The sequence below is a fragment of the Aeromonas sp. FDAARGOS 1405 genome, assembly GCF_019048265.1.
GTDB classification, from domain to species: Bacteria; Pseudomonadota; Gammaproteobacteria; order Enterobacterales; family Aeromonadaceae; genus Aeromonas; species Aeromonas veronii_A.
In genome coordinates, this window is record NZ_CP077311.1 from 4,456,400 (window position 1) to 4,479,470 (window position 23,071).

Here is a 23,071-nt window from a genome sequence, read left to right on the forward strand (position 1 = left end):
GCTAGATCAGCCCCCAAGCGGCAATCTGGTAGATCCATACCATCGCCAGCAGGGTGCCAACCAACCCCATGATGACGCCGATGCGCACCATCTGGTGACTCTCCACCAGACCGGTGGCGTGGGCCAGCGCATTGGGCGGGGTACTGATGGGCAGCGACATCCCAAGCGAAACCGAGATGGTAACCGCCAGGATCAGGGTATGACTGCCGCCCCACTCGGCCAGCTCCGGCATGCTGACCGCCAGTGCCGCCACCAGTGGCAGCAGCAGATTGGCGGTTGCGGTATTGGACATGAAGTTGGCCATCACCACTGCCAGCAGACAGGCGCCGACCAGCACCGCCAGCGTGGAGTATTCGTGGAACGGAATATGGGTGATGAGCCGCTCGGCCAACCCGGAGTCCTCCAGCGCCAGCCCCAGCGCGATACCGCCCGAGACCAGCCAGAGCACGTCGAGGGAGATCTTGTGCAGATCGTCCTTGGTGATGATGCCGGTGGTCAGGAACACAGCTACCGGGATCATGGCGACCACGTAGGAGCTCATGCCGTGCAGATCCCCCAGTAGCCAGAGCACTATGGTGGTGATAAAGGTGAGGTAGACCACCCAGGCGCGAGGGGTCTGCATAAAACGCCCCTCAATCTTGAGATCCATCCGCTTGAGGGTGCTCGGGAAGAAGCGCCCCAGCAGGAACCAGCCAAGCAGCAACAGCAATACCACAAAGGGCACCGCAAATCCCATCCACTGACCGAACGAGATGGCATGCTCGCCGGTCAGGTATTTGAGGGCCACTGCGTTGGGCGGAGTGCCGATGGGAGTGCCGATCCCGCCGAGGTTGGCCGCCAGCGGAATGGCCAGCACAAAGCCGATTTTGGCCGGGTCCTTGTCGGGGAACGCCGCCAGCACTGGGGTAAGGATGGCCAGCATCATGGCGGTGGTGGCGGTATTGCTCATGAACATGGAGAAGGTGGCGGTGATCAACATCAGCCCCAGCATGACGATCCGGGGATCCTGACCAAACGGGCGCAGCAACACCCGCGCCAGATTGACGTCCAGATGGTATTTGGTCGCCGCAATAGCGAGGAAAAAACCACCAAGAAACAGCATGATGACCGGCGAGGCAAAGGTCGCCATCACTTCAGTCGACTTGAGCAACTCACCAAACCCCGGTTCGGCCTTGTCGGCAGTCATGAACCAGAGCCCCTTGTCGGAGAGCAGCAGCAGCTCCAGCACGATGATCAGCACCGAGGTGGCGAAGATAGGGATGGGCTCCAGGATCCAGCAGAGGGCGGCCAGCACGAAAATAGCCACGACCCGCTGCTCGATGACGGTGATCCCCTCCAGCGGGATCCAGTGGGTCGGGATCAGCAGGATGGTGAGGCTCAGCAGCAGTGGCAGAATAATCTTGTTATTGATGGGCACTATTGTCTCCAGGATCGGGAGTAAGAAGCCAATAGTGGCATAAAATGCTATCGCCTCACGCGGCCAACTCGCCAAAATGAGAGCTGGCTAACTGCACGGCGCACCGTTTTGTGAGTCATATCAAGCTGGGGTCGGCGCACTATGGCTGACGCCTCAACCCTTGCAACAAACAGGCAAAAAAACGGGCCCGCTGTTCGTTGCACACGACAGCGGGCCCGTTTCACCATTCATGCCGATGAGGGGGCTCAGAAGTAGATGCGGGTCACCGACTCGATGACGCAACCCGGGCGGCGGATCCCTTCGATCTCAACCTTGATCTCTTTGAGCAACTCCAGCCCACCCTTGATGGGGGTGACCCGGGCCAGCTTGGTGCGGGCGCGGATGTTGCTGTCCACCTTGATGGGGTACGGGAAACGTACCTGATCCAGCCCGAAGTTCACCACCATGCGGGCGGTCGGGAACTCGGGGGTGGCCTCATCGACCGAGCCGGTCAACTGCGGCAGCAGCGCCAGGGTCAGGAAGCCGTGGGCGATGGTGGTCTTGAAAGGCGACTCGGCGGCCGCACGCTCCGGATCGGTGTGGATCCACTGGTGATCCCCGGTCACTGCAGCAAACTGATCGATCATCTGCTGGCTGACGTGCAGCCACTCGCCGACATGGGTCTCTTCACCAATGCGGGCCTGCAGGGCGGCATAGAGCTCGGCCGCCTCGGCCCCCAGCTCAACAGCGGGTTCCTGAGCCACGGCAGGCTGACCGTTGGCTACTTGTGCCACGGTTGCTGCATCCTGTTGTTGCTCGCTCTGGGACTCGGCTTGCAAGTCCAGCACACGACCCAGCAAAGGGTGAAGATGTGCCTTTTGCTGAAACTCACGCCAGTAGTCGCGGATCGCCGGAGAGAGCCAATCCTTGAGCTCAAAGGGGTGCTGCGCCAGAATTTCGCGCTTGCGCTTCAGAAAATCGACAACTTTCATCTACCGATCCCTATTTGATTCAATGCCTGTAAAGAGGTCTAACCAGTCCTATTTTATTAAAGTTTCAGCTGTAAGTGCAAAAAAAATCTCGGCGTACACCTGTACCAAGGCGGAAGTAACTACTTACACAATGCAAACCAGCACGATCTGCCAATGAGGAAATCGATTGCCAAAGATGCCGCCAGCAGGGAAAATTCGCGGTGCTCATCATGAAAAAAGGCCCTCATCGGGCCTTGTGGTGGGGACTCAGCGCGCGCTAGACCAGCCGCGACGCAATTCCTCTTCATCCAGAAAGGACCAGGCGAGGATCCGGCTCACCTTGTTGCCCTGTGCCATGTCGATCACCCGTACCTGACGCGCCCCCACCCGGTTCAATGCCTTTTTCGCCCCCGGCAAGTTCTCTTTTTTCGACACCAGCGAGCTGAACCAGAGGCACTGAGTGGCAAACTCCTTGCTCTGGGCAATCATGTTGGCCAGAAACGCCGCCTCGCCCCCTTCGCACCAGAGCTCGGCCTTCTGGCCGCCGAAGTTGAGCACAGGGGCGCCTGTCACCTCCTTGCCCAGATTGCGCAGCTTGCGCTCCGTCCCCTTACTCGCCTCTTCCAGCGACGCATGGAACGGCGGATTGCACAGCGTCAGGGCGAAGCGCTCCTTCGGCCCTATAATGCCGCGAAACACATGGTTGGGGTTACCCTGCAAACGACACTCAATCTGGTTGCCGAGTCCGTTGCTCTTGGCCAGCAAAGTGGCCGCCTTGACCGAGACCGGATCGATATCCGATCCCACAAAACGCCAGCCATATTCGCGGGCCCCCAGCAGCGGATAGATACAGTTTGCCCCCACCCCGATATCCAGCACTCTCACCCCCTTGCCGGTAGGGAGCTGGCCTGCGCTCTCGGCCAGCAGGTCGGCCGCCCAGTGCAGGTAGTCCACCCGTCCCGGGATAGGCGGGCAGAGGTAACCGGCAGGCAAGTCCCAGTGGGCAATCCCGTAGTGATGGGCCAGCAGGGCGCGATTGAGGGTCTTCACTGCATCGGGATCGGCAAAATCGATTGTGCGGGTGCCGTAGTCATTGATAAAGACGTGGGCAGCCAATTCGGGAGTTCGCAGGCAGAGCGCCTCAAAGTCGTAACCCGCCTGATGGCGATTACGGGAGTGAAGTCCGGATTTACGGTCGCCCGACTTGGGGCCACCGGCTGATGGGATGCGGGGTTTCATGCTGAGCCTGCCGAAGAAAACGGGCCCACACTATAGTGATTTGACTCGGGAAAGTCTAAACGAGGGCAATAAAAAACCGGGCTATCGAGCCCGGTTCAAGTGAGGTTGGAAAAACAGTCCGTACTGCGAGCCGTTTGTCCAGCCTGACTCAGATATCGATCCGGCGAGCTTGCCAGAACTTGTTGCGCCAATATTGGCTATCCAACTTGGAGCGCGTCACACCGGCGCGGGTCGAGGCGTGGATGAATTCACCATTGCCGACATAGATACCAACGTGGTTGAGACGACGATTGATTTTGAAGAAGACCAGGTCACCCTCGACCAAATCCTGCTTGGAAACGCGCGTCCCTTCGTGGACTTGGGAGCGGGTATCGCGGGGTAATTCGATACCGACGGCATTGCGGAACACTTCACGGGCAAAGGCGGAACAGTCGATACCGCGCTGGCTGCTGCCACCCATCCGGTAAGGAACACCACGCCACTCTTTGTATACAGTCAGGATTTCATTCACATCGGGTGTCTGGGAAGCTTCCGGTTCGATGACAGGTTCAACCATGGAAACTTCGATCTTGCTCGCGACCTCGGGTTGGGGTGCCGAGGCACAACCCACCATTCCGAGCGCGACCAGCAGTAGCATCAGGTGGCGCAATCCTTTATCCCCGCTAAATAGTAAATCTTGTTAAAATACGGCCCCAAAGGGCAATTTATAAGGCAACAGCACCCGACTATATCCAAGAATTCTATCGAGGCAAGTGAAAATCCCTATCAAGCTCACATTTTTGCAAGAAAATGCACGATTTTTCATAATTAATGTGATCATGACCAAACAATATACAATCGCAAAAAGAGCCTTAGGCCTCATAGATAACTGGCTTTTATCCCTGCTTCAGCACCTTTTTAAAGTGAAAAATCATGATCGAAACCGATCTTTTTTTGTTAAAACCGGCCAGGGTATGCCAGGAGCTGCTTGCTCAATTGCCTGAATGGCTGTCAACCGATGAGCAGCATATCTGGCAAGCCATGACCCATCCTGAACGGCGTCAGGAATATCTGGTGAGCCGCGCCCTGTTGCGCCAGCTATTGGCCGAGCGGCTGCAACAACCCGCCGCCACTCTGCAATTTTGCAACGGCCCCCACGGCAAGCCCCGACTGCATGATGATGCTTGGCAGTTCAATCTGAGCCACAGTGGCAGCTGGCTGGTGCTGGCGCTCTGCCCGCAGGGGCCGCTTGGAGTGGATATAGAACTGGGCAAACGGCGGCGGCATCCCCTCCCCCTGGCCCGCCGCTTTTATGCACAGAGTGAATATGAGTGGCTCTGCGCACAGCCTGCTCAAGAGCAGGAGAGCGCCTTCTACCGGCTCTGGTCACGCAAGGAGGCGGTACTGAAAGCCCACGGTGGCGGCATAGCGGCGGGGCTGGAGAAGGTGCGGTTTCTCCCGGAGGAAGAATGGCGACTCGACAACCGGCTCGATGACACCCCTTATCAGGTACAGGATTGGCCCTTTGCCAGCGGCTGGCTAAGTCTCGCGGCGGCGGCAGCCCCTGTGACCTTTTACCGGCTGGATGAGCGCTTGAATTGCCACTCGCTTAACCCCATGTTACTCAACACCCTTTCTGAAGAGTCCAACTCATGATCGTCGACATTACTCCCCAGAATTTTCACGCTGAACTTATCGATGCGTCCATGAAGAAGCCGGTCGTCATCTATTTCCATGCTCCGCAGATGCCGGAGTGCCAGGGGATGACACCGCTGATCGAATCACTGGTTGGGCCCGCCAATGAGCAGGTCACCCTGGCCAAGGTGGATATGAACGATCCCCAGCTGCAACCGCTGGCCAGCCAGCTCGGCCTGCGCGCCCTGCCGGCGCTGGTGCTGTTCCATCAGGGTCGCCCTGACGAACAGGGGATCATCGAAGGGCCGCAGGATGAAGCCACCCTGCGCCAGTATTTCGCCGCTTTCGCCCCCAAAGAAGAGGAAGAGTTGCTGGCCAAGGGGCAACAAGCACTGGCTGACGAGCAGCCCAGCATCGCCTATGCCCATCTGACCAAGGCACACCAGCTGGCTCCTGAACGTCACGACATCAGCCTGTGGCTCATTCAAGCTGCGCTCGACCTCAACCTGCTGGATGAAGCGCAGGAGCGCCTCGGCACCATCCCGATGGCGGCGCAGGATGGCCACTTCCATACCCTGAGCTCACGACTGGCGCTGGCCCTGCAAGCGGCAGACAGCCCGGAGCTGCGCGCGCTGGAAGCCCGCCATGCAGAACAGCCTGATGATTTTGCCCTGACTCAGGAGCTGGCGGTGCAATACAACCAGGCTGGTCGTCAGGAAGAGGCGTTGGGACTACTGCTGGAGATCCTCAAGCGGGATTTGGCATTCGGCGATGCCAGAAAGACCTATCTCGATATTCTGGCGACCATGGGCAGCACACCGGCGGCACAGAGCTACCGTCGCAAACTCTATAGTCTGCTCTACTGATAGGAATCGAACTGGCTGGTAATGATGGGGGAGTGCCGGGAGACCGGCATGACCTCATGGGTCAAGTACGAAGAAGGTATTGTGGAAATAAGTTGCTGTGGGAATAGTGGAGATACGGTGAATTTCAGGCAAAAAAAAATGGCGCAAAACTGCGCCATTTTTTTCGCATGGATTACTTCTTGTAGGAAGTAGCCATGTTGTCGATGCGCTGGTTAGCACGCATAGCTTCTTGCTTGGCTTCGGCAACATCAGCAGCGATTTTGGACTGATCAGCACGAACTGCGCTAACATCTTGAGCCAGTTGGTCAACTTTGTTAGACAGATTCTGAACGGAAGTTTCCAGTTCGCTGGTGTTTGCACAACCGCCCAGCAGAGCGGACAGACCAACAACACCTACCAACAACAATTTTTTCATTTTTAAAGCTCCCTTGAACTCGCCAGACGTTTAGCAAGCGGCGTGATTATGGCACAAAAAAATAATACTTTGCATAGCCCTCACCACAGATAAATGCATTAAAACCCTCATTTTTTTTTGAATGAACAGTTTTTGTCCAGATTCGTCTAAAAAATGAGTGCCGTGTGGTGGGGGCACGGACAAAGGTTAACCAAATTTTTGCCTTATTACAATTTCGTATGAGGCTCAGGCTGTACGTTCTGACAACAATTGACGATATTGCACCAGATCCTCGATGGTCAGCACCGGCATCTGGTGCTTGCGACCGAACGCAACCAGGTCTGGCAGACGCGCCATCGAGCCATCTTCTTTGGTCAATTCACACAACACACCAAACGGTTTGAGGCCAGCCAGCTGCATCAGATCGACCGTCGCTTCGGTATGACCCCGGCGGGTAAGCACCCCACCGGTTCGCGCACGCAACGGGAAAACATGACCCGGACGGTGCAGATCACCCGGTTTGGCGCCGTCTGCGATGGCTGCACGGATAGTGGTGATGCGATCAGCCGCCGAGACACCGGTCGTGACCCCCTGCGCCGCTTCGATGGTCACGGTAAAGGCGGTCTGGTAGTGGCTGGAGTTGGCCTCCACCATCATCGGCAGTTCGAGCTGGCGAACCCGCTCGTCGGGCAGGCAGAGGCAGACGATGCCGGAGCACTCGCGGATCATCAGCGCCATCTGTTCATTGGTCATGGATTCGGCGGCGAAAATGAGGTCGCCCTCGTTCTCCCGATCTTCATCGTCGGCCACCAGCACGCCGCATCCGGCACGCAAGGCAGACAGGGCCGCTTCGACACGGGCAACGGGATCACCGAATTCACTGAGTAGAGACTGATTCATGGTAAAACTCCTAAACAAGACAAGGACCAGAATCAGGGCATGGAAAGGCAGACAGAGACGGGCATGCTGCGGCCAGCCCACAAGGGCCAACACGGCAAGGTCTGTCTTATCCTCTTTCATCCGGACTATGACCGTCGGCTCCGGCATCTCACCGGATCTGCTGACCCCGACCTGGCAATCAGCCAAGTCGGGCGCTCGCGGGCTCCCCGAGTCAATCGGGATACCGCCGGTGGGGAATTGCACCCCGCCCTGAGAATAAGCGCAGACAGCCTAAAGAAAAACGGTTGCAGATACCAGCCAAAATCCCCCGCAGGCTGAAAAGCGTTTCAACATTGCGCCCGGGATCCCGCTCTGCGGCCCGCTCGCCAGCGCGAAAGACCATGACTGGCGAATTTCTTTATGGCTCGGATCGGTTTATGGCATAGTTCCCGAAACAAAAAAACAGGGCCCGAAAAGAGAGCCTGAACAACGCAGCCGGCGCAGACAGCAGCGCCAACACCACAAACGGAAAATGACAGAGATGGAAAAGAAAATACTGCTCACGGATTGCCCGGATGCCAAAGGGCTCATCGCCAAGATCACCAACATCTGCTACAAGCACCAGCTCAACATCATCAAGAACGATGAGTTTGTGGATCACGAGAATGGCCGCTTCTTTATGCGTACCGAGCTGGAAGGCCGCTTCAACGACGAGACCCTGCTGGCCGACCTCGATGATGCCCTGCCCACCGGCGCCCAGCGCCGTCTGGTCAAGGCGGGCAAGAAGCGCATCGTCATCCTGGTGACCAAAGAGACTCACTGCCTCGGCGATATTCTGATGAAGAACTACGCGGGCGCGCTGGATATGGATATCGTTGCGGTGATCGGCAACTACGACACCCTGGCCGAGCTCACCGGCAAGTTCGATATCCCGTTCCACACCGTCAGTCACGAGGATCTGAGCCGGACCGAACATGAAGAGCAGGTACGCACCATCATCGACAGCTATGAGCCTGACTATGTGATCCTGGCCAAGTACATGCGGGTGCTGACCCCGAGCTTCGTTGAGGCCTATCCGCGCAAAATCCTCAACATCCACCACTCCTTTCTGCCCGCCTTCATCGGTGCCCGCCCCTACCGGCAGGCGTTTGATCGCGGCGTCAAGCTGATCGGCGCTACCGCCCACTTCGTGACCGACGATCTGGATGAAGGCCCCATCGTCGAACAGGACGTGATCCACGTCGGTCACGCCTTCAGTGCGGAGGACATGGCCAAGGCGGGTCGGGATGTGGAGAAATCGGTGCTGAGCCGCGCGCTGGAGCTGGTACTGAACGAGCGTGTGTTCGTCTACGGCAACAAGACGGTGGTCTTCAAGTAATCAGCTCACATGGCTCGTATACAAACACCAGAAACAACAACGGCTCCCATGGGAGCCGTTGTTGTTTCTGCGCCGAGTGTCAGAGCGGCTGATCGTTTACTGTCACCGCGCCCTTCTCCAGCTTCAGCTCGGAGGTCAGCGCTTGCTTATCGGCCTTCAGATAACCCATGAGGGTCAGCTGATCGAGCATGGGGGCCAATTGCGGTACCGCCTTGCCCAGCTTGTCGCTGAGGCTGGCATGCAGCACGCCGCTGAGGGCCTGCATCCCTGTGTCGCTGTTGAACAGCTGCTCCAGCGAGGTGGAGGCCAGCTTCACGTCCCCCTTCATGGTCACCACCTCACCGTTGAGCTTGGCGCTGAGATCGGCCAGTTCAAGGGTCGCGCCACGTTTGAGCATCTTATCCAGCGCCTGCTGAATAGCGGCATCTTCAACTCCCTTGCCACCAGCGGCCTGCAGCCCCTGATACCCTTCCAGATCCAGACCGTTGAGGTTGAGCGCCAACTTGCTGTCGGTCACCGCCAGGGTGTCGGTCTCGTTCTCCAGATCCAGCTTGGCAATGCTCATCTGATAGCTGCTGGAAAGAGTCTGGGCATCATCGCCGGTAAGACGGGTCTCGGTCGTCATCCCCTTCAGGGCAACCCGAACACTGTCAGGCAGTTGTACCGTGAGGGCGGAGAGACTCATCTCGCTCTGTGGAGAGAGAAAGACGCCGCTGATCTCGGCAACATCGGCACTCCCTTTCAGGTCGGCCAGCACCAAGTCCATCTTGCTCTGCTCTTCATGAACCGTCATCCCCTGCCAGGTCATGGTGAGGTGACCACTGCCCTCCAGATTGCCGTGAAACTCGCCGTTCAGAGGCAGGAAGCTGAACTCGTCCAGCCCCTGTTTTACCTTGAACTCATTGGCCCAGAATCGGCTGCTGTTGGCTTGGGTCCAGAGGCTGGTTGCCGACTCCAGACCAAGTTGCCACTGCTCCATGCCCAGTGCGGTGAAAACTGGCGCCAGGGTGCCATTATGGGTATCAAGCTGGAAGTGGCTCTTGATATAGAGCGGCAGGATCCGGCTCTTGACCAGCAGTTGTAACTCGATGGGCTGGCTGCCTTCCAGCTCGCTGTCGATGGAGGCCAGCTCCTCGGGCGTGATCACCACCTTCAGGATGCCATCACGGGTAAAGAGGTTACTGCTGCCCGGCAGCCACTGCATGTCGATGCCGGTTTCGTCCTCCACCTTGGCGATCTGCTCCGCCATGATGTTGTCGAAACTGCTGCCCGTGTACCAGCACGCGGCCAGACCACCACCAACCAGTGCCGTACCCACGGCGAGGGCCACTATCTTTTTCATATATCCATGTGTCTCCAGGGAGTTGTCACTGCACTCTACGGGGCGGACTCGGGACTAGGCAAGTCCAATCAGAGGAGGAGCCAACATTCTTGTGGCTCGTAATCACCTCACAGCAAGGGGCTGAAGAGATAGAAGATGTTCTCCATCGCTTTCTTGTACCAGGGGCGCGCCTGCCATTGGGCCAGGGTCATCGGGGTGGCTTCCGCCATATACCCCTGCACCAGCCGGGTCATCTGGGCCACGAAAGAAGGGTTGTCCACCAGCAAGGTCACCTCGAAGTTGAGCCAGAGGCTGCGCCGGTCGAGATTGACCGTGCCCACCAAAGCAAAGTCGTCATCTACCAGCACGCTCTTGGTATGGAGCAGGCCGGCATCGTAGCGATAGATCTCCACTCCCGCTTCCAGCAGCTCCTCCATAAAAGCGTTGCAGGCATAGTTGGCCATGATGGAGTCGTTACGTGCCGGCAATACCAGCTGCACCTGCACCCCACGCGCCGCAGCCGAACTGAGTGCGGCGGCCAGCGGATCGTCCGGGACAAAATAGGGGGTCGTCAGCACCAGATGGCTGCGCGCCTGGTAGATGGCCAGCAGCAGGCTCTGCTGAATACAGTCACCACCAACGAAAGGGCCTGACGGGATCAACTGGGCGCGGTAGTTGGTCTGGGGCCAGGCTTCCGGCTCATGCTGCAGACTGTCGAGCAGCCGCTCGCCGGTCTCCACCTCCCAGTCCCAGACGAAGATCGACCACATCAGCGGTACCATGGGACCTTGCACCCGGATCATGATGTCGACCCACTGGCCAACACCGGCATCCTGCTTGAAGAAACGCGGATCAACCATGTTCATGGAGCCGGTATAGCCCACCTTGTCGTCGATCACCACCAGCTTGCGGTGCATCCGTAAATCCTGCCGCTGGAACGGGATGCGCCAGGCGCCGACCGGCAGCACCTCCACCAGCTTGACCCCCGCCTTGCGCAGCTTTTTCGGCCACCCGGAGCGGAAGAAGTGCTTGCTACCCACCGAATCGAGCAACAAACGACAATCCACGCCGCGTAGCGCGACGTCCATTAGTGCCTCGCACACCTCGTCGGCATCACCGCCGGGGTGCCAGATATAGAACTCCAGATAGCAGGAGAGGGTAGAACGGCGAATATCCTGGGCAATCTCATGCAGGATCTGGTCAGGTTGGCTGAGCAGAGTCATCCGGTTGCCTGAGAGCATGGGCATAGCCAGCCGCCCCTGGATTAGATCGTGCAATGGTTGGGCCTTCTCCCCCACCTCGCAGCAATGCTGGGGGAAAAGGCGGGCCAACTGACGGATCCAGATAGCATAAGGGCGGTACATGGCCTGTGCCCGCTCGGCACGTCGACGCCCCAACTTGATTTCACCAAACAGCAAGTAAAAGCCGACACCGGCAAACGGAATGGCGTAGATCAGCGCCAGCCAGGCCAGCGACACCCCGATGGGGCGGCGCTTCATCACCACCCGAAACGACACACCCGCGACGATAACGGTATGAAAAAGCAGTAGCAGCCAGCCCAGAAAGCGGGAGAACAGCAGGTGAAGATCATGTTCCAGACCGTTTAGCAACGGTAACTCCTTCTCATCAACAAACAGTGGTCGGCAGATCCTGCCAGTCAGGAATGGTATGCTGTAAGGCAAATCCATTCTATCAGGTTGCCCCCATGATTCTGCAATCCATGCTGCTCAGCCTGGCCATGCTAGGTCAAGGCTCATATGACATCAATGAGCAGCAGATCAATCAGTACCTGCAATCCCAAGTGCAAGTCGACAAACAGCTGGAACTACCGGGCATCATCAAGGCCCATGTGAAGCTGGAGCAGAGCGATGTCCAGATTGGCCGTCAACAACCAGACACCGCCCGAGTCTATGGCAAGGGCAAGCTCAAGATCGCCCTGCCCGACAATACCGAATATGACGCCCGCCTGCAGATGACCTATGAGGCGAGGCCCCGCTATGACAAGAGTCAGAGCGCGCTGTTTCTCGACAACATGAAACTGGTGGAGTACAAGCTGGAACCGGAGGCGGCAGAGAGAAAGTTCGGCATGATGCTCGGCATGCTGCTGCAGAGCATGGAGAAGCGTCTTGAGAGCAAACCGGTTTACCGACTGGATGACAAGGATCCGCAACAAGCCTGGCTGAAAGAGAACCTGCTGGGGCTGGAGCTGTCACCGGGTAAAATCCACCTACTGACCAGACCCCGCTAGCCCGCTCAATTCAGGAGGGGCTGGGTGGTATCCCGTACCAGCAGCTCCACCTGATAACCCTGCTGCTGCTGTTGCTCATAAAGGGAGAAGAGTGACCCGCTCAATTGGGTGAGGGAGATATCGGCAAAACCGGCCTTGAGATAGAAGGGTTTCTCGAAAGGCAGTACCTGACAGACTACCGGTTTGTCCTCCAGGCCGTGACAGGCGTGCTGCAACAGCCGTGAACCCAATCCCAGCGACTGGTAGTGAGGCAACAGACGAAAGCCGCACAGATGATAAAACTCCTCCTCGTCCCGCAACCGAACTGCCCCTACCAGCCAGTGAGCATCACGTACGACAAAGACCCGCTCGGCCAGATCCGGCACATAGTGGGAAAAAGTCGTCTCGTAATAGTCCTTGATAAGGGAGAGATCGGCGTCACAGTACTCCTCGAAGATGAGTTCCATCGCCAGCATTCCTGACACAAAAATACCTTTATAATCAATTATAAAAATAGATAAAGACTAACTAGCCAGACCAGCTGACATAAGCAAGATAGCACGCATTTTGTTAACAAAAAAGCGAACATCCTAGAGCACTTCCATAAGGCGATTATGACCATTGGCTACCGGAAAGTTCCACCGTTTAGCTCTTCTCCTGGCCATACTCTGGCATCCCCCCATCCCTCGGCCAAATCCCCCTTCAACTTCACAACTCCCTGTTTGTACGCTTGTTCTGCACTCGCCATGGTGCTTTACTCAACATGATGATCCCTGGAAGGAGTGTGACGGTTGAAAGCATGGATGCTGGCAGGCCATATGTTGTTGATCCCCCTGAGCGGATGGAGCCAGACTCCCCCTCCCGCGGAGGTGATCTTCCTGACCGCCGCTCCCTCCCCCTTGCGTCCGAGCAAAGATGCCACACCAGCCCCACAACCCGACACCGCTCAAACGACAGCAGTCGCCACCAACGGCAAGAAGCAGATCCAGGTCTATAAATCGGTGCAACAGAACGGGGTGGTACGCTACTCCGACATGGCACCCGAACAGGGCCATTACGAGCTGCTGCTGTTCAACGACTGCTTCGCCTGCGATCCCAAATCCAGCGTCAACTGGCAGACCACAGGGCTGTTTCTCTATGACTATGCCAGCACCATCAAGGCGGCCGCCAAAACCTATCAAGTTGAGCCGGCGCTGATCCGGGCGCTGATCCATGCGGAATCCGCTTTCAATCCACTGGCGGTCTCCCGCAAGGGGGCGATGGGGCTGACCCAGCTGATGCCCGCCACAGCGCGGGAGTTAGGGGTCGGCAATGCCTTGCTGGCGGAGCAGAATATTTTCGGCGGGGTGAAATACCTGGCGGGACTGCTCAAGCAGTATGACGGCAACGTGGCGCTGGCGACCGCGGCCTACAACGCAGGCGCGGGCGCCGTACAAAAACATGGCGGTATCCCGCCCTATGCGGAAACCCGTGCCTATGTGGAGCGTGTCCAGCTCCTCCACCTGCGCTACAAAGAGATGCTGCAGGCCAAAGGGCTCTGAGGTTAGCCTCGGTTAATGCTCTTTTCTCGCCCCTCCAGAAACAAAAAACACGCCCGCAGGCGTGTCGATACCACACTTTGTTTCGCAAATGATTACTTCTGCTCAGTCGCCACCAGGCGATAAGCCAGCGCACCCAGAATGGCACCGACAATCGGGGCAACCCAGAACAGCCACAGCTGGCTGATAGCCCAGTCACCGACAAACAGCGCAACACCGGTACTGCGAGCCGGGTTGACCGAGGTATTGGTCACCGGAATGCTGACGAGGTGGATCAGGGTCAGGCACAGACCGATGGCGATCGGCGCGAAACCGGCAGGCGCACGGCTATCAGTGGCCCCCATGATGACAAACAGGAAGAAACCGGTCATCACCACTTCACACACCAGTGCGGCAGTCAGGCTATAACCACCCGGAGAGTGCTCACCGTAGCCGTTGGAAGCAAAACCGGCAGAGAGATCAAACCCGGCCTGACCGCTGGCAATCACGTAAAGCACGGCAGCAGCGGCAATGCCGCCCAGCACTTGCGCCACGATATAAGGCAGTACACCGGATGCCGGAAAACGACCACCCGCCCACAGACCAACGGTCACGGCCGGATTGAGGTGGCAACCGGAGATATGGCCGATGGCAAACGCCATGGTCAGCACGGTCAGACCGAAAGCCAGCGAGACCCCCAGCAGACCAATCCCGACGTGAGGGAAGGCCGCAGCCAGCACGGCACTGCCGCACCCGCCCAATACCAGCCAGAAAGTGCCCATAAACTCAGCAGCAACAGGTTTCACATTATTTCTCCCATTTGAGATAACACCGAACAAGACCCGAGAAGGGCCCATGCTTGAACAAGCGCAGCATTATGGGAGTGTGAGCCCAGATTGCGAACCCGGCAGGCGGGGCTCACTCAATGTGACATTCGTCACAATTAGTTGATTAGATAAGAGATTTATCATTAAGACAGCTGACTGCACATCTCATACCCAAGGGCGTCATGCGACAACTTGTGACACCGTTTAGCTCGAGTAATCATCCCTTGAACGATAAAAACGGAGGCGTGGTCAGTCTCCTGCAGGGGCAAAACGGCTGACAACCTGCCCCTGATGCTCAATCCACTCCATGAACATGGCGACGGGACGGGCATAGACGGTGCCATCCTGTTCCGACTGATAGATCACCAGCTGCTCGCCTGTCTCGGTATGGCTGGCCAGGGTCAGCACCTGATAGTAACCCCCCTTGAAGTGGCGATAGCGGCCTGGAACGGGTGCTTGCATGGGAAAACCTCGCAGAAGTGAACACCGATGAGCGAACCACATAAAGATGACACCATGAGTGCCATTCAACTCATCGAAAAAGGGGACGAAGACGATTTTTTACACAAGCCAATCGTGCCACAGGATCCGGATATTGCAACACAGTCAGGCAGCTTTGCTAATTCGTTCCCCATGTTTCACTACTTAACCTTGGTTAGCACCAAAGATCGTGCTGAATTTAACGTTCTAGCAACCCTGTTTTAGGGCTAAAAATCAGGGAATTCTTCTAAAAAGAGGATTGTTCTAGCATTCAATTCTGTGAAGAATAGGGGAAAAGAAATTTGATACTAAAAATCGCCTTTTTCGCCAACGCGTCCCTGTGGGGAAGGAATCACTGTCACCATGTTCACAATCGACAAGTCGCACAAGCTCGACGATGTCTGCTATGACATCCGCGGCCCGGTGCATAAAGAGGCTCGCCGTCTCGAAGACGAAGGCCACCGCATTCTCAAGCTCAACATCGGCAACCCGGCCCCGTTCGGCTTTGATGCGCCGGAAGAGATCATCAAGGATGTCATCCTCAACATGCCGCTGAGCCAGGGCTACTGCGACTCCAAGGGGCTCTTCTCTGCCCGTAAAGCGGTGATGCAGTACTACCAGCAAAAAGGGATGCGCAAGGTCGATATCGACGACATCTACATTGGCAATGGCGCCAGCGAACTGATCGTGATGGCGATGCAGGCGCTGCTCAACAATGGCGACGAGATGCTGGTGCCCTCCCCCGACTACCCGCTCTGGACCGCCGCCGTCACTCTCTCCGGTGGCCATGCGGTGCACTATCGCTGCGACGAAGGGGCTGACTGGTACCCGGATCTCGACGATATCCGCGCCCGCATTACCCCGCGCACCCGCGGCCTGGTACTGATCAACCCCAACAATCCGACCGGTGCCGTCTACGGCAGCGAGTTCCTGCTGGAAGTGATCGAGATCGCCCGCCAGCACAACCTCATCATTTTCGCCGACGAGATCTACGACAAGATCCTCTACGACGATATCTCCCACACCAGCGTCTGCACCCTGTGTGACGATGTGATGGTGGTGACCTTCAACGGCCTCTCCAAGGCCTACCGTGCCTGCGGCTTCCGTCAGGGCTGGATGGTCATCACCGGCCCCAAAGGCCGTGCTCGCGGTTACATTGAAGGGCTGGAGATGCTGGCCTCCATGCGGCTGTGTGCCAACGTGCCGATGCAGCACGCCATCCAGACTGCGCTTGGCGGCTACCAGAGCATCAACGAGCTGATCCTACCGGGCGGCCGCCTGCGCAAGCAGCGGGACAAGGCGTGGGAGCTCTTGAACGAGATCCCCGGGGTCTCCTGCGTCAAACCCAAGGGGGCGCTCTACATGTTCCCGCGCCTCGACCCCAAGGTGTATGACATCCGCGACGATCAGAAGATGGTGTTCGACCTGCTGCAACAGGAGAAGCTGCTGCTGGTACAGGGCACCGGCTTCAACTGGCCGGCGCCGGATCACTTCCGGCTGGTGTTCCTGCCCCGCGAAGAGGAGCTGGAGGATGCCATCGGCCGCCTCGCCCGTTTCCTCAAGGGCTATAAGCAGTAAGCAAGGCTCATGAAAAAGGCTCCCGCGGGAGCCTTTTTGTTATCTGTCGTTTTCAATCCGCACCATCAGCCGTGCAGCAGGGCACCGGCCACCAGCACCGCCATGGTGATGAGAGCCACCCCGATGATAAAGGGCAGCACCCAACGCACGAAGCGATCGTAGGGGATCTTGGCGAGCGCCAGACCAGCCACCAGATGGGCAGCAGTGGGGGCAAACAGGTTGATCCAGCCGGAGGCGGACTGATAAGCCGTGATCACCAGATCCCGCGAGATGCCGGAGAAGTCCGCCAGCGGCCCCATCAGCGGCATGGAGACGGTCGCCAGCCCCGAGGTGGAGGGGATGAAGAAGCTCAGGATGATGTGCACCAGATAGGCCATCAGGATGAAGACCGACGAGGAGAGTCCGGTCACCAGCCCTTCGGCCCAGTGTAAAATGGTGTCGATGATGACGCCCTGCTCCATCACCACATAGATGCCGCGCGCCACCGCCACCACCAGCGCCACCCCGATAAGATCCCGAGCGCCGCTCAGGAAAGTCGCCACATAGTTGGACTCCGGCATCCGGTTGATCAGCGCAATCAGGATGGAGGCGCTGAAGAACAGGGTAGAGAGCTCGTCAAACCACCAACCAAAGGTGGGCAGCACGTCGATCCCCAAGTCCGACCAGGGCACCACCGCATAGATCATCAGCAGGAAGGTGCCGAAGAAGACCAGCATGGTGAGCTTCTGCTTGCCGGTGAAGGCGAGGTTGCCGCTCTTCATCTGGGAGAACTCGTCGTCATAGGTGATGTCGGCCAGCACGGAGCGGGACTTGTCCTGCTGCACCTGCTTGGCGTAACGCATCACGAACCAGGAGGCGAAGATCACCAGCAGCAGCCACTGGATAACCCTAAGGCCAATCCCCTCACCAATGGGGATACCGGCGAAACCAGAGGCAATACCGGTGGCAAACGGGTTGACGGTGGAGGCGAGCACCCCGACCCCGGAGCCGAGCAGGATGATCCCCGCCGCCACCATGCGATCGAAGCCCGCCGCCATCATCACCGGCACGATCAGCGCCCAGAAGGCCACCGTCTCCTCTGCCATGCCGAAGGTGGAGCCGCCGAGGGCAAACAGGGCGATCAGCACAGGAATTAGCAGCCGCTCACGCCCGGCAAAGCCGCGCACAATGGCCCCCACCCCGGCATCGAGCGCACCGCTTTGCATGGTCACCGCGAGAAAACCACCGATGATGAGCACGAACAGCGCCACGTCGGCCGCCTTGTGAAAGCCCTGAATGGGGGCCTTGAGCACCTCGAATACCCCTTGCGGGTGGGCGGGTAACTCGGTGTAGCTGCCAGGCACCGGCAACAACCGCTCGTCGCCGCTGTAATCGGCCACGGCCGCTGCCGCCACCGGCTGCTGGGTCTTGGCGGTGACATAGTCATATTTGCCCGCTGGCAGCACCCAGGTGAGGCCAGCCATCAAGGCGATGATGATAAAAAGCAGGGTATAGACAGTGGGGAGTTGGCGCTTCTTGGGCGCCTCATTTGGAGTGGTCATAGCTTCCGTTCCTCGGCAATGCCGTCTGTGATCCGATCAGCGCAAGACTAGCGGGTTTGATATGGGAAAAAGGTGATCGCTGATAATAAAATTCCGCAATTTGGCGGAATTTTTGCCAAAAAAACAGGGCCCCGCGGGGCCCTGTTTTCACTTGAGTCAGACTCAGAGTTCGACCACGTCGAATTTCACATCCGGATTCACATCCGCATCGTAATCGACCTCGTCCAGACCAAAACCGAACAGGCGCAGGAACTCCTGCTTGTAGCCGGTGTAATCAGTCAATTCGGAGAGGTTTTCGCTGGTGATGGATGGCCACAGGTCACGGCAGGTCTGCTGCACGTCTTCACGCAGTTCCCAGTCATCCATGCGGATGCGAGCCTGCTCGTCCAGCGCCATGTCGGACGCGTAGAGACGGGTGCGCATCATGCGATCCACCTGCTCCATGCAGCCCTCGTGAATGCCCTTCTCCTTCATGATCTTGAAAGCCATGGAGATATAGAGCGGCATCACCGGAATGGCGGAAGAGGCCTGGGTCACCACGGATTTGAGCACGGCCACGTGAGCAGTGCCGCCCTTGGCAGCCAGATCGCCACGGATGGCGGCAGCGGCGCGGTCCAGATCTTCCTTGGCGCGGCCCAGAGTACCGTGCCAGTAGATTGGCCAGGTCAGATCGGTGCCGATGTAGGAGTAGGCCACGGACTTGGCGCCGTCAGCCAGCACGCCTGCATCACGCAGGGCAGCCATCCACAGCTCCCAATCCTGACCACCCATGACGGTGATGGTGTTCTGGATCTCTTCCTCGTTCGCCGGCTCGACGGTGGCGGTGATGATCTGATCCTTGTTGGTATCGATGGCGGTGGTGGTGTAGACCTCACCGATCGGTTTCAGGGCAGAGCGCACCACTTCGCCGGTTTCCGGCATCTTGCGCACCGGAGAGGCCAGGGAGTAGACCACCAGATCAATCTGACCCAGATCCTGCTTGATGAGCTCGATCACCTTGGCGCGGCACTCGTTGGAGAAGGCATCGCCGTTGACGCTCTTGGCGTAGAGGCCCGCCTCTTTGGCTGCCTTGTCGAAGGCGGCAGAGTTGTACCAGCCGGCGGTACCGGTCTTGGACTCGGTGCCCGCTTTTTCAAAGAAGACACCGAGGGTGGCGGCGCCGCTACCGAAGGCAGCCGCAATCCGGGAGGCCAAGCCATAACCGGTGGAAGCGCCGATCACCAGCACCTTCTTGGGACCATTCTCGATGGTGCCCTTGGCCTTGGTATAAGCGATCTGGCGACGAACATTGGCTTCACAACCGACCGGATGAGTGGTGGTGCAGATAAAGCCGCGAACCTTGGGTTTGATGATCATATGGGGTCTCGGATCCGTTTAATGGATGAAATCGGGGCATAAGATACCTCATCTTGCCGCGATAAGGTGCTCTGATGTGTTGAACTGCGGCAAAAATGGGCATCCGAAGGTGGCCATCATGGTCCATGCCATGGTGCCACCTCACGGCAACTAGCAGGCAATGCGGGTGATGTGACCATCCTGCAGCTTATAGAAGGCATCTTGCGGCAACTCCTGTGACCAGGTCGCCTCATAGTCGAGATCGGCATAGACGCCGCGCAACATGGCACCGAGCAGACCGTGGGAGATAACGATGGCCCGCTCGGCGATGGCAGGATCCTGCAACCACTGGTGTGCTCGGCGCTGAATGCTCTCGAAGCTCTCGGCCCCCGGTGCCTGCAGATACCAGTCCCCCTTGCCGGTATCGAGCTCGGGATGAGCGAGCCGCAGCACCGGGATCTGGCAGCTCTCCCACTCCCCCATCCCCAGCTCCATCAAGCGATCGTCCCAGACGATGCGATCCGCCGCCAGCCCCAACTGCTCGCACACCAGCAGCGCAGTCTGACGGGCACGCCCGAGCGGGCTGGCATAGACGGTCCAGCGGGCGGGATCCGCCAGTTCGGCGGCAAGGCGCCGCCCCATGGCGATGGCTTGCGCCTCACCCTTGTCGGTCAGATCGGAGTTGCAACGCCCCTGCAGACGCTGCTCGGCATTGAAGCGGGTCTGGCCATGGCGCAGCAGATAGATGAGTCGAGACATGATTTCTCCAGCACGTTCAGAGAGATAGAAAAATAAAGGGGGAAGATGATAACAGATGAGCCCGAAGGATGGCCCAAACAGAGAGGCTAAAGCGGGCGTAAAAAAACGGGTCAAGGCTGACCCGTTTGCTACCAATTTGACCAGAGTGTATCGGCTCAGCCCTTCTTGATCTCCCGCAGATAGCGGTAGATGGAGTGGACCGAGATCCCGAGCTGGCGCGCCGCAATCTGGGCACTGTCTTTTAACTCGAAGATCCCCATGTCGTGCAGCTGGTTGACGATAACCCGGGTCTTCTGGGACGGAGGCACCGCCTCGTTGCCGCGCACCTCGGCACTGACGGTGTCTATGGTGCTGTTGAGCGCCTCGTCGATGTTGCGGGCGAACACCTCCGGGGTGGCATGGCTCTCGTGGGGATGCATGCACTCCGGCATCATGGTGCGCAGCACAGATTGCAGCGGGGCATCCATGTCGCTGTTGATGCAGAGCAACCCGATGGCCCTGTGCTCCCCGTTGCGGATCACGGTAGTAATGGAGCGCAGGGTCTTGCCGGTGGCACACTTGGTCATGTAGGGGCTGGAGATATCCTGCCCGCTCTTGAGCTTCATCATCGCCAGGTTGGTGATGGGGGCGCCGACACTGCGGCCGGTGATATGGCCGTTGGCAATCTTGACGATCGAGGGATTGCGCGCATCCAGACTGTGGAGCAGCACCTCGGTGTGCTGACCATACATGGCGGCGATGCCGTCCACAATGTTCTCCATCGACTTGAGGATCTCAAAATCGCTCGGACTCAACTCTTGCAGCTTCACAATGGGACCTTCTTGCAAGGGTTGCTGCCGGACAATGGACGCCGGGCAGCAACCAACAGTGACATCAGGCGGACATGATATCAATAATGGTGCTGTCTGTGGCAGACATGCCCTCCTTCACCATCTGGCCGACGTTGCGGATGGTCTGATCCACGTCACCGGCGACGATCCCCTGCCCCGACACCGAGTGGCTGTTGAGGGCCATCAGGAAGCCGCGCACCGCCGCACCGGAGGAGGTACTCACCTTCATGGCGCAGGAGGCTTTCGCCCCGTCACATACCATACCGGCACTGTCGCTCAGCACGTTCTGGATGGCGAAGCAGGATTGCTCGAAGCTGCCGCCCGCCAAATAAACCATGGCCATGGAGGCGGCCGCGCTGGTCACGGTATTGCCACAGAAGGCCGACAGCGGCGGATAGTGGGACTTGATATAGATGGCGCCCAGATGGCTCATGATGAGGGCGCGAGCCAGCTGCTCTTCGCTGGCCGCAAAGCGCTCGGCAATCACCATCACCGGAATGGTGGCGGCAATGCCCTGGTTGCCGCTGCCAAAGTTGCTCATGGCTGGCAGGGTCGCCCCCCCCATGCGGGCATCGGAGGCAGCCGCCGTCATCATCACGATGCGGTTCATCACATCCTCACCGATGAGACCGGCATCGATGTTCTGCTGCATGGTGCGGCCGATCTCGAGGCCATAGGGGTTGTTCATCCCCTCGGCAGAGAGCTTGCCGTTAAGCTCGGAGGCTTTGAGGATGAACCTGATCTGCTCGAACTCCACCTGGGTGGCGAACTCATGGATGGCGGCGATGCTGATATCGACGCCATCGCAGATGGAACCGGTGGCACCACCCTGGCTCTGATCGGCTGTGAAGGTCACCTCGCCATCGCGGCGCTGCTCGACGATGCGGGTATGGCCGCCGCACAGGGTCACTTCGGCGCTGTGTTCTTCACCCTTGTCATCAGTGCCATAAACGGTCACGCGGCAGAAGATAAACTCGGGGGCGGCGGTGCGGCTCACCTGCACTTTGCCAGCATCGATCAGCTGCTGGGCACGATCCACCTGTTCTGGCCGGATCGCGGCCAGCACCTCCAGCCCGGCATCGGCGTTGCCGCCGATGGCACCGGCCGCGGCCGCAATGGCCAGACCGATCTTGCCGGTGCCCGGCACATAAACACCCATCGAGTTTTTATAGAGATTGTCCGACACCGCAACCTCAAGGCGACCGGGCTCACAGCCCAGTTGCCGGGCGGCGACCGCTGCGGCATAGGCGGCGGCGATTGGCTCGGTACAACCCAGCGCTGGTTTGACAACCTGTTGAATAATCTGCAGATACTGCTGCCACGCTTGTTTCATCACTTGAACCTTTTTATCAGCATTAACGAGCGATATGGGCGATCGCTTCCACTTCAACCTTGACGCCCATCGGCAGATCCTTCACTGCGAAGCAGCTGCGCGCCGGACAATCTTTCTGGAAATAGGCTTTATAGACCTCGTTGAACGCGGCAAAATCGCTGATCTCGGCGAGGTAGCAGGTGGTTTTGAGCACGGTATCCAGCGAGCCGCCAGCGGCTTCCAGCACGGATTTCAGGTTTTCCAGTGACTGGCGGGTCTGGGCGGCAATCCCCCCTTCCACCACACCACCCTGTTGCTTGCAGACCGGCAACTGACCGGAGGTAAAGATAAGGTCGCCATAGGCAGTGCCGTGGCTGTAGGGACCGATAGCGTCAGGTGCCGCTGCTGCTGTGATGATGCGTTTCATATAGCCACTCCTGTTTGTGCAATTTTTTTTGCAATCATGAATCTCATTCCGTTCAACATTATTTGCTTTTTATTTTATCCATTCAACAAAAAGATACAAAAATGGCGTTTAAAGGCACCTTTCGGCCTCAATATAAACCGTGATCACCATCCTGATTTGAACAAAAGTACTCTTATGGGC

At 58.1% G+C, this 23,071-nt stretch carries 24 protein-coding genes and 1 riboswitch; of the genes, 7 read left to right on the forward strand and 17 right to left on the reverse strand.

The features are described 5' to 3' along the window. Position 1: 1 nt before the first annotated feature. From I6L35_RS20320 to I6L35_RS20335, 4 genes are all read right to left on the reverse strand, one after another. Positions 2–1,417, reverse strand: a complete 1,416-nt coding sequence (locus I6L35_RS20320) for a DASS family sodium-coupled anion symporter (protein ID WP_005353291.1) — start codon at positions 1,415–1,417, stop codon at positions 2–4. 245 nt (positions 1,418–1,662) lie between these two features. Beyond that, positions 1,663–2,388, reverse strand: coding sequence for a MaoC family dehydratase (locus tag I6L35_RS20325; RefSeq protein WP_019445964.1), 726 nt, complete (start codon positions 2,386–2,388; stop codon positions 1,663–1,665). Positions 2,389–2,634: 246 nt separating this feature from the next. Then, a complete protein-coding gene (gene rlmF, locus I6L35_RS20330; protein WP_194495805.1) occupies positions 2,635–3,606 on the reverse strand; it encodes a 23S rRNA (adenine(1618)-N(6))-methyltransferase RlmF in 972 nt (323 codons plus the stop codon). Positions 3,607–3,754: 148 nt separating this feature from the next. Beyond that, entirely contained in the window at positions 3,755–4,243 is a 489-nt protein-coding gene (locus tag I6L35_RS20335) for a C40 family peptidase (protein ID WP_005334331.1), read from the reverse strand. Positions 4,244–4,518: 275 nt separating this feature from the next. Between I6L35_RS20335 and I6L35_RS20340 the strand changes: the two genes are divergently transcribed. Together I6L35_RS20340 and I6L35_RS20345 are read left to right on the forward strand one after the other, a co-directional pair. Further along, positions 4,519–5,241 (forward strand): 4'-phosphopantetheinyl transferase superfamily protein, encoded by a 723-nt coding sequence (locus tag I6L35_RS20340; protein ID WP_216979183.1) that lies wholly within the window; start codon positions 4,519–4,521, stop codon positions 5,239–5,241. Beyond that, a complete protein-coding gene (locus tag I6L35_RS20345; RefSeq protein ID WP_064339775.1) occupies positions 5,238–6,086 on the forward strand; it encodes a tetratricopeptide repeat protein in 849 nt (282 codons plus the stop codon). The genes I6L35_RS20340 and I6L35_RS20345 overlap by 4 nt, the downstream gene beginning before the upstream one ends. A 172-nt stretch (positions 6,087–6,258) precedes the next feature. On the opposite strand, the gene I6L35_RS20350 is transcribed toward I6L35_RS20345, so the two are convergent. Then, the gene (locus tag I6L35_RS20350) at positions 6,259–6,501 is read right to left on the reverse strand and encodes an Lpp/OprI family alanine-zipper lipoprotein (protein WP_005334342.1); all 243 of its coding nucleotides are present in this window, start codon (positions 6,499–6,501) and stop codon (positions 6,259–6,261) included. Between the two features lie 225 nt (positions 6,502–6,726). Next, the gene (gene ribB, locus I6L35_RS20355; RefSeq protein ID WP_064339774.1) at positions 6,727–7,380 is read right to left on the reverse strand and encodes a 3,4-dihydroxy-2-butanone-4-phosphate synthase; all 654 of its coding nucleotides are present in this window, start codon (positions 7,378–7,380) and stop codon (positions 6,727–6,729) included. A gap of 104 nt (positions 7,381–7,484) precedes the next feature. Continuing rightward, a riboswitch (FMN riboswitch) is annotated at positions 7,485–7,641 on the reverse strand. A 259-nt stretch (positions 7,642–7,900) separates the two neighbouring features. On the opposite strand from ribB, the gene purU reads away from it, so the two are divergent. After that, positions 7,901–8,737, forward strand: coding sequence for a formyltetrahydrofolate deformylase (gene purU, locus I6L35_RS20360; protein WP_150997233.1), 837 nt, complete (start codon positions 7,901–7,903; stop codon positions 8,735–8,737). Positions 8,738–8,816: 79 nt separating this feature from the next. On the opposite strand, the gene I6L35_RS20365 is transcribed toward purU, so the two are convergent. Further along, the gene (locus I6L35_RS20365) at positions 8,817–10,079 is read right to left on the reverse strand and encodes a DUF945 family protein (protein ID WP_216979184.1); all 1,263 of its coding nucleotides are present in this window, start codon (positions 10,077–10,079) and stop codon (positions 8,817–8,819) included. A gap of 107 nt (positions 10,080–10,186) precedes the next feature. Next, positions 10,187–11,668 carry a cardiolipin synthase gene (cls, locus tag I6L35_RS20370; RefSeq protein ID WP_216979185.1) on the reverse strand — a complete coding sequence of 494 codons (1,482 nt, stop codon included), beginning with the start codon at positions 11,666–11,668 and terminating at the stop codon, positions 10,187–10,189. 95 nt (positions 11,669–11,763) lie between these two features. Between cls and I6L35_RS20375 the strand changes: the two genes are divergently transcribed. Next, positions 11,764–12,306: a DUF1439 domain-containing protein gene (locus I6L35_RS20375; RefSeq protein WP_005344183.1), complete on the forward strand. Its 543-nt coding sequence runs from the start codon at positions 11,764–11,766 to the stop codon at positions 12,304–12,306. A 5-nt stretch (positions 12,307–12,311) separates the two neighbouring features. Here the strand turns inward: I6L35_RS20375 and I6L35_RS20380 are convergent, their stop codons facing one another. After that, a complete protein-coding gene (locus I6L35_RS20380; RefSeq protein ID WP_005344181.1) occupies positions 12,312–12,752 on the reverse strand; it encodes a GNAT family N-acetyltransferase in 441 nt (146 codons plus the stop codon). Positions 12,753–13,088: 336 nt separating this feature from the next. On the opposite strand from I6L35_RS20380, the gene I6L35_RS20385 reads away from it, so the two are divergent. Continuing rightward, on the forward strand, positions 13,089–13,826 hold the full coding sequence (locus I6L35_RS20385) for a lytic transglycosylase domain-containing protein (protein WP_216980335.1): 738 nt from the start codon (positions 13,089–13,091) through the stop codon (positions 13,824–13,826). A gap of 92 nt (positions 13,827–13,918) precedes the next feature. Here the strand turns inward: I6L35_RS20385 and aqpZ are convergent, their stop codons facing one another. After that, a complete protein-coding gene (gene aqpZ / locus I6L35_RS20390; protein ID WP_005361747.1) occupies positions 13,919–14,608 on the reverse strand; it encodes an aquaporin Z in 690 nt (229 codons plus the stop codon). Positions 14,609–14,878: 270 nt separating this feature from the next. Next, complete coding sequence (locus I6L35_RS20395) at positions 14,879–15,091, reverse strand: DUF1653 domain-containing protein (protein WP_216979186.1); 213 nt, start codon at positions 15,089–15,091, stop codon at positions 14,879–14,881. Between the two features lie 27 nt (positions 15,092–15,118). Here I6L35_RS20395 and I6L35_RS20400 point away from each other — a divergent pair, with 27 nt between their 5' ends. Together I6L35_RS20400 and I6L35_RS20405 are read left to right on the forward strand one after the other, a co-directional pair. Beyond that, positions 15,119–15,334 (forward strand): hypothetical protein, encoded by a 216-nt coding sequence (locus tag I6L35_RS20400; RefSeq protein ID WP_216979187.1) that lies wholly within the window; start codon positions 15,119–15,121, stop codon positions 15,332–15,334. A 138-nt stretch (positions 15,335–15,472) separates the two neighbouring features. After that, positions 15,473–16,687 (forward strand): pyridoxal phosphate-dependent aminotransferase, encoded by a 1,215-nt coding sequence (locus I6L35_RS20405; protein WP_005334367.1) that lies wholly within the window; start codon positions 15,473–15,475, stop codon positions 16,685–16,687. A 65-nt stretch (positions 16,688–16,752) separates the two neighbouring features. Here I6L35_RS20405 and I6L35_RS20410 read toward each other — a convergent pair whose 3' ends face one another. The 6 genes from I6L35_RS20410 to I6L35_RS20435 all read right to left on the reverse strand — a co-directional run bounded on the left by I6L35_RS20410 (position 16,753) and on the right by I6L35_RS20435 (position 22,891). Continuing rightward, positions 16,753–18,228, reverse strand: a complete 1,476-nt coding sequence (locus tag I6L35_RS20410; RefSeq protein WP_216979188.1) for a YfcC family protein — start codon at positions 18,226–18,228, stop codon at positions 16,753–16,755. A 162-nt stretch (positions 18,229–18,390) separates the two neighbouring features. Beyond that, entirely contained in the window at positions 18,391–19,584 is a 1,194-nt protein-coding gene (fabV, locus tag I6L35_RS20415; RefSeq protein ID WP_005353312.1) for an enoyl-ACP reductase FabV, read from the reverse strand. A 150-nt stretch (positions 19,585–19,734) separates the two neighbouring features. Beyond that, a complete protein-coding gene (locus I6L35_RS20420) occupies positions 19,735–20,322 on the reverse strand; it encodes a histidine phosphatase family protein (RefSeq protein ID WP_216979189.1) in 588 nt (195 codons plus the stop codon). 155 nt (positions 20,323–20,477) lie between these two features. After that, entirely contained in the window at positions 20,478–21,131 is a 654-nt protein-coding gene (locus I6L35_RS20425; protein ID WP_005334376.1) for a transcriptional regulator, read from the reverse strand. 64 nt (positions 21,132–21,195) lie between these two features. Beyond that, positions 21,196–22,485: a serine dehydratase subunit alpha family protein gene (locus I6L35_RS20430; RefSeq protein ID WP_216979190.1), complete on the reverse strand. Its 1,290-nt coding sequence runs from the start codon at positions 22,483–22,485 to the stop codon at positions 21,196–21,198. A gap of 22 nt (positions 22,486–22,507) precedes the next feature. Further along, positions 22,508–22,891: a Rid family detoxifying hydrolase gene (locus I6L35_RS20435; protein ID WP_005344164.1), complete on the reverse strand. Its 384-nt coding sequence runs from the start codon at positions 22,889–22,891 to the stop codon at positions 22,508–22,510. Between the last annotated feature and the right edge of the window lie 180 nt (positions 22,892–23,071).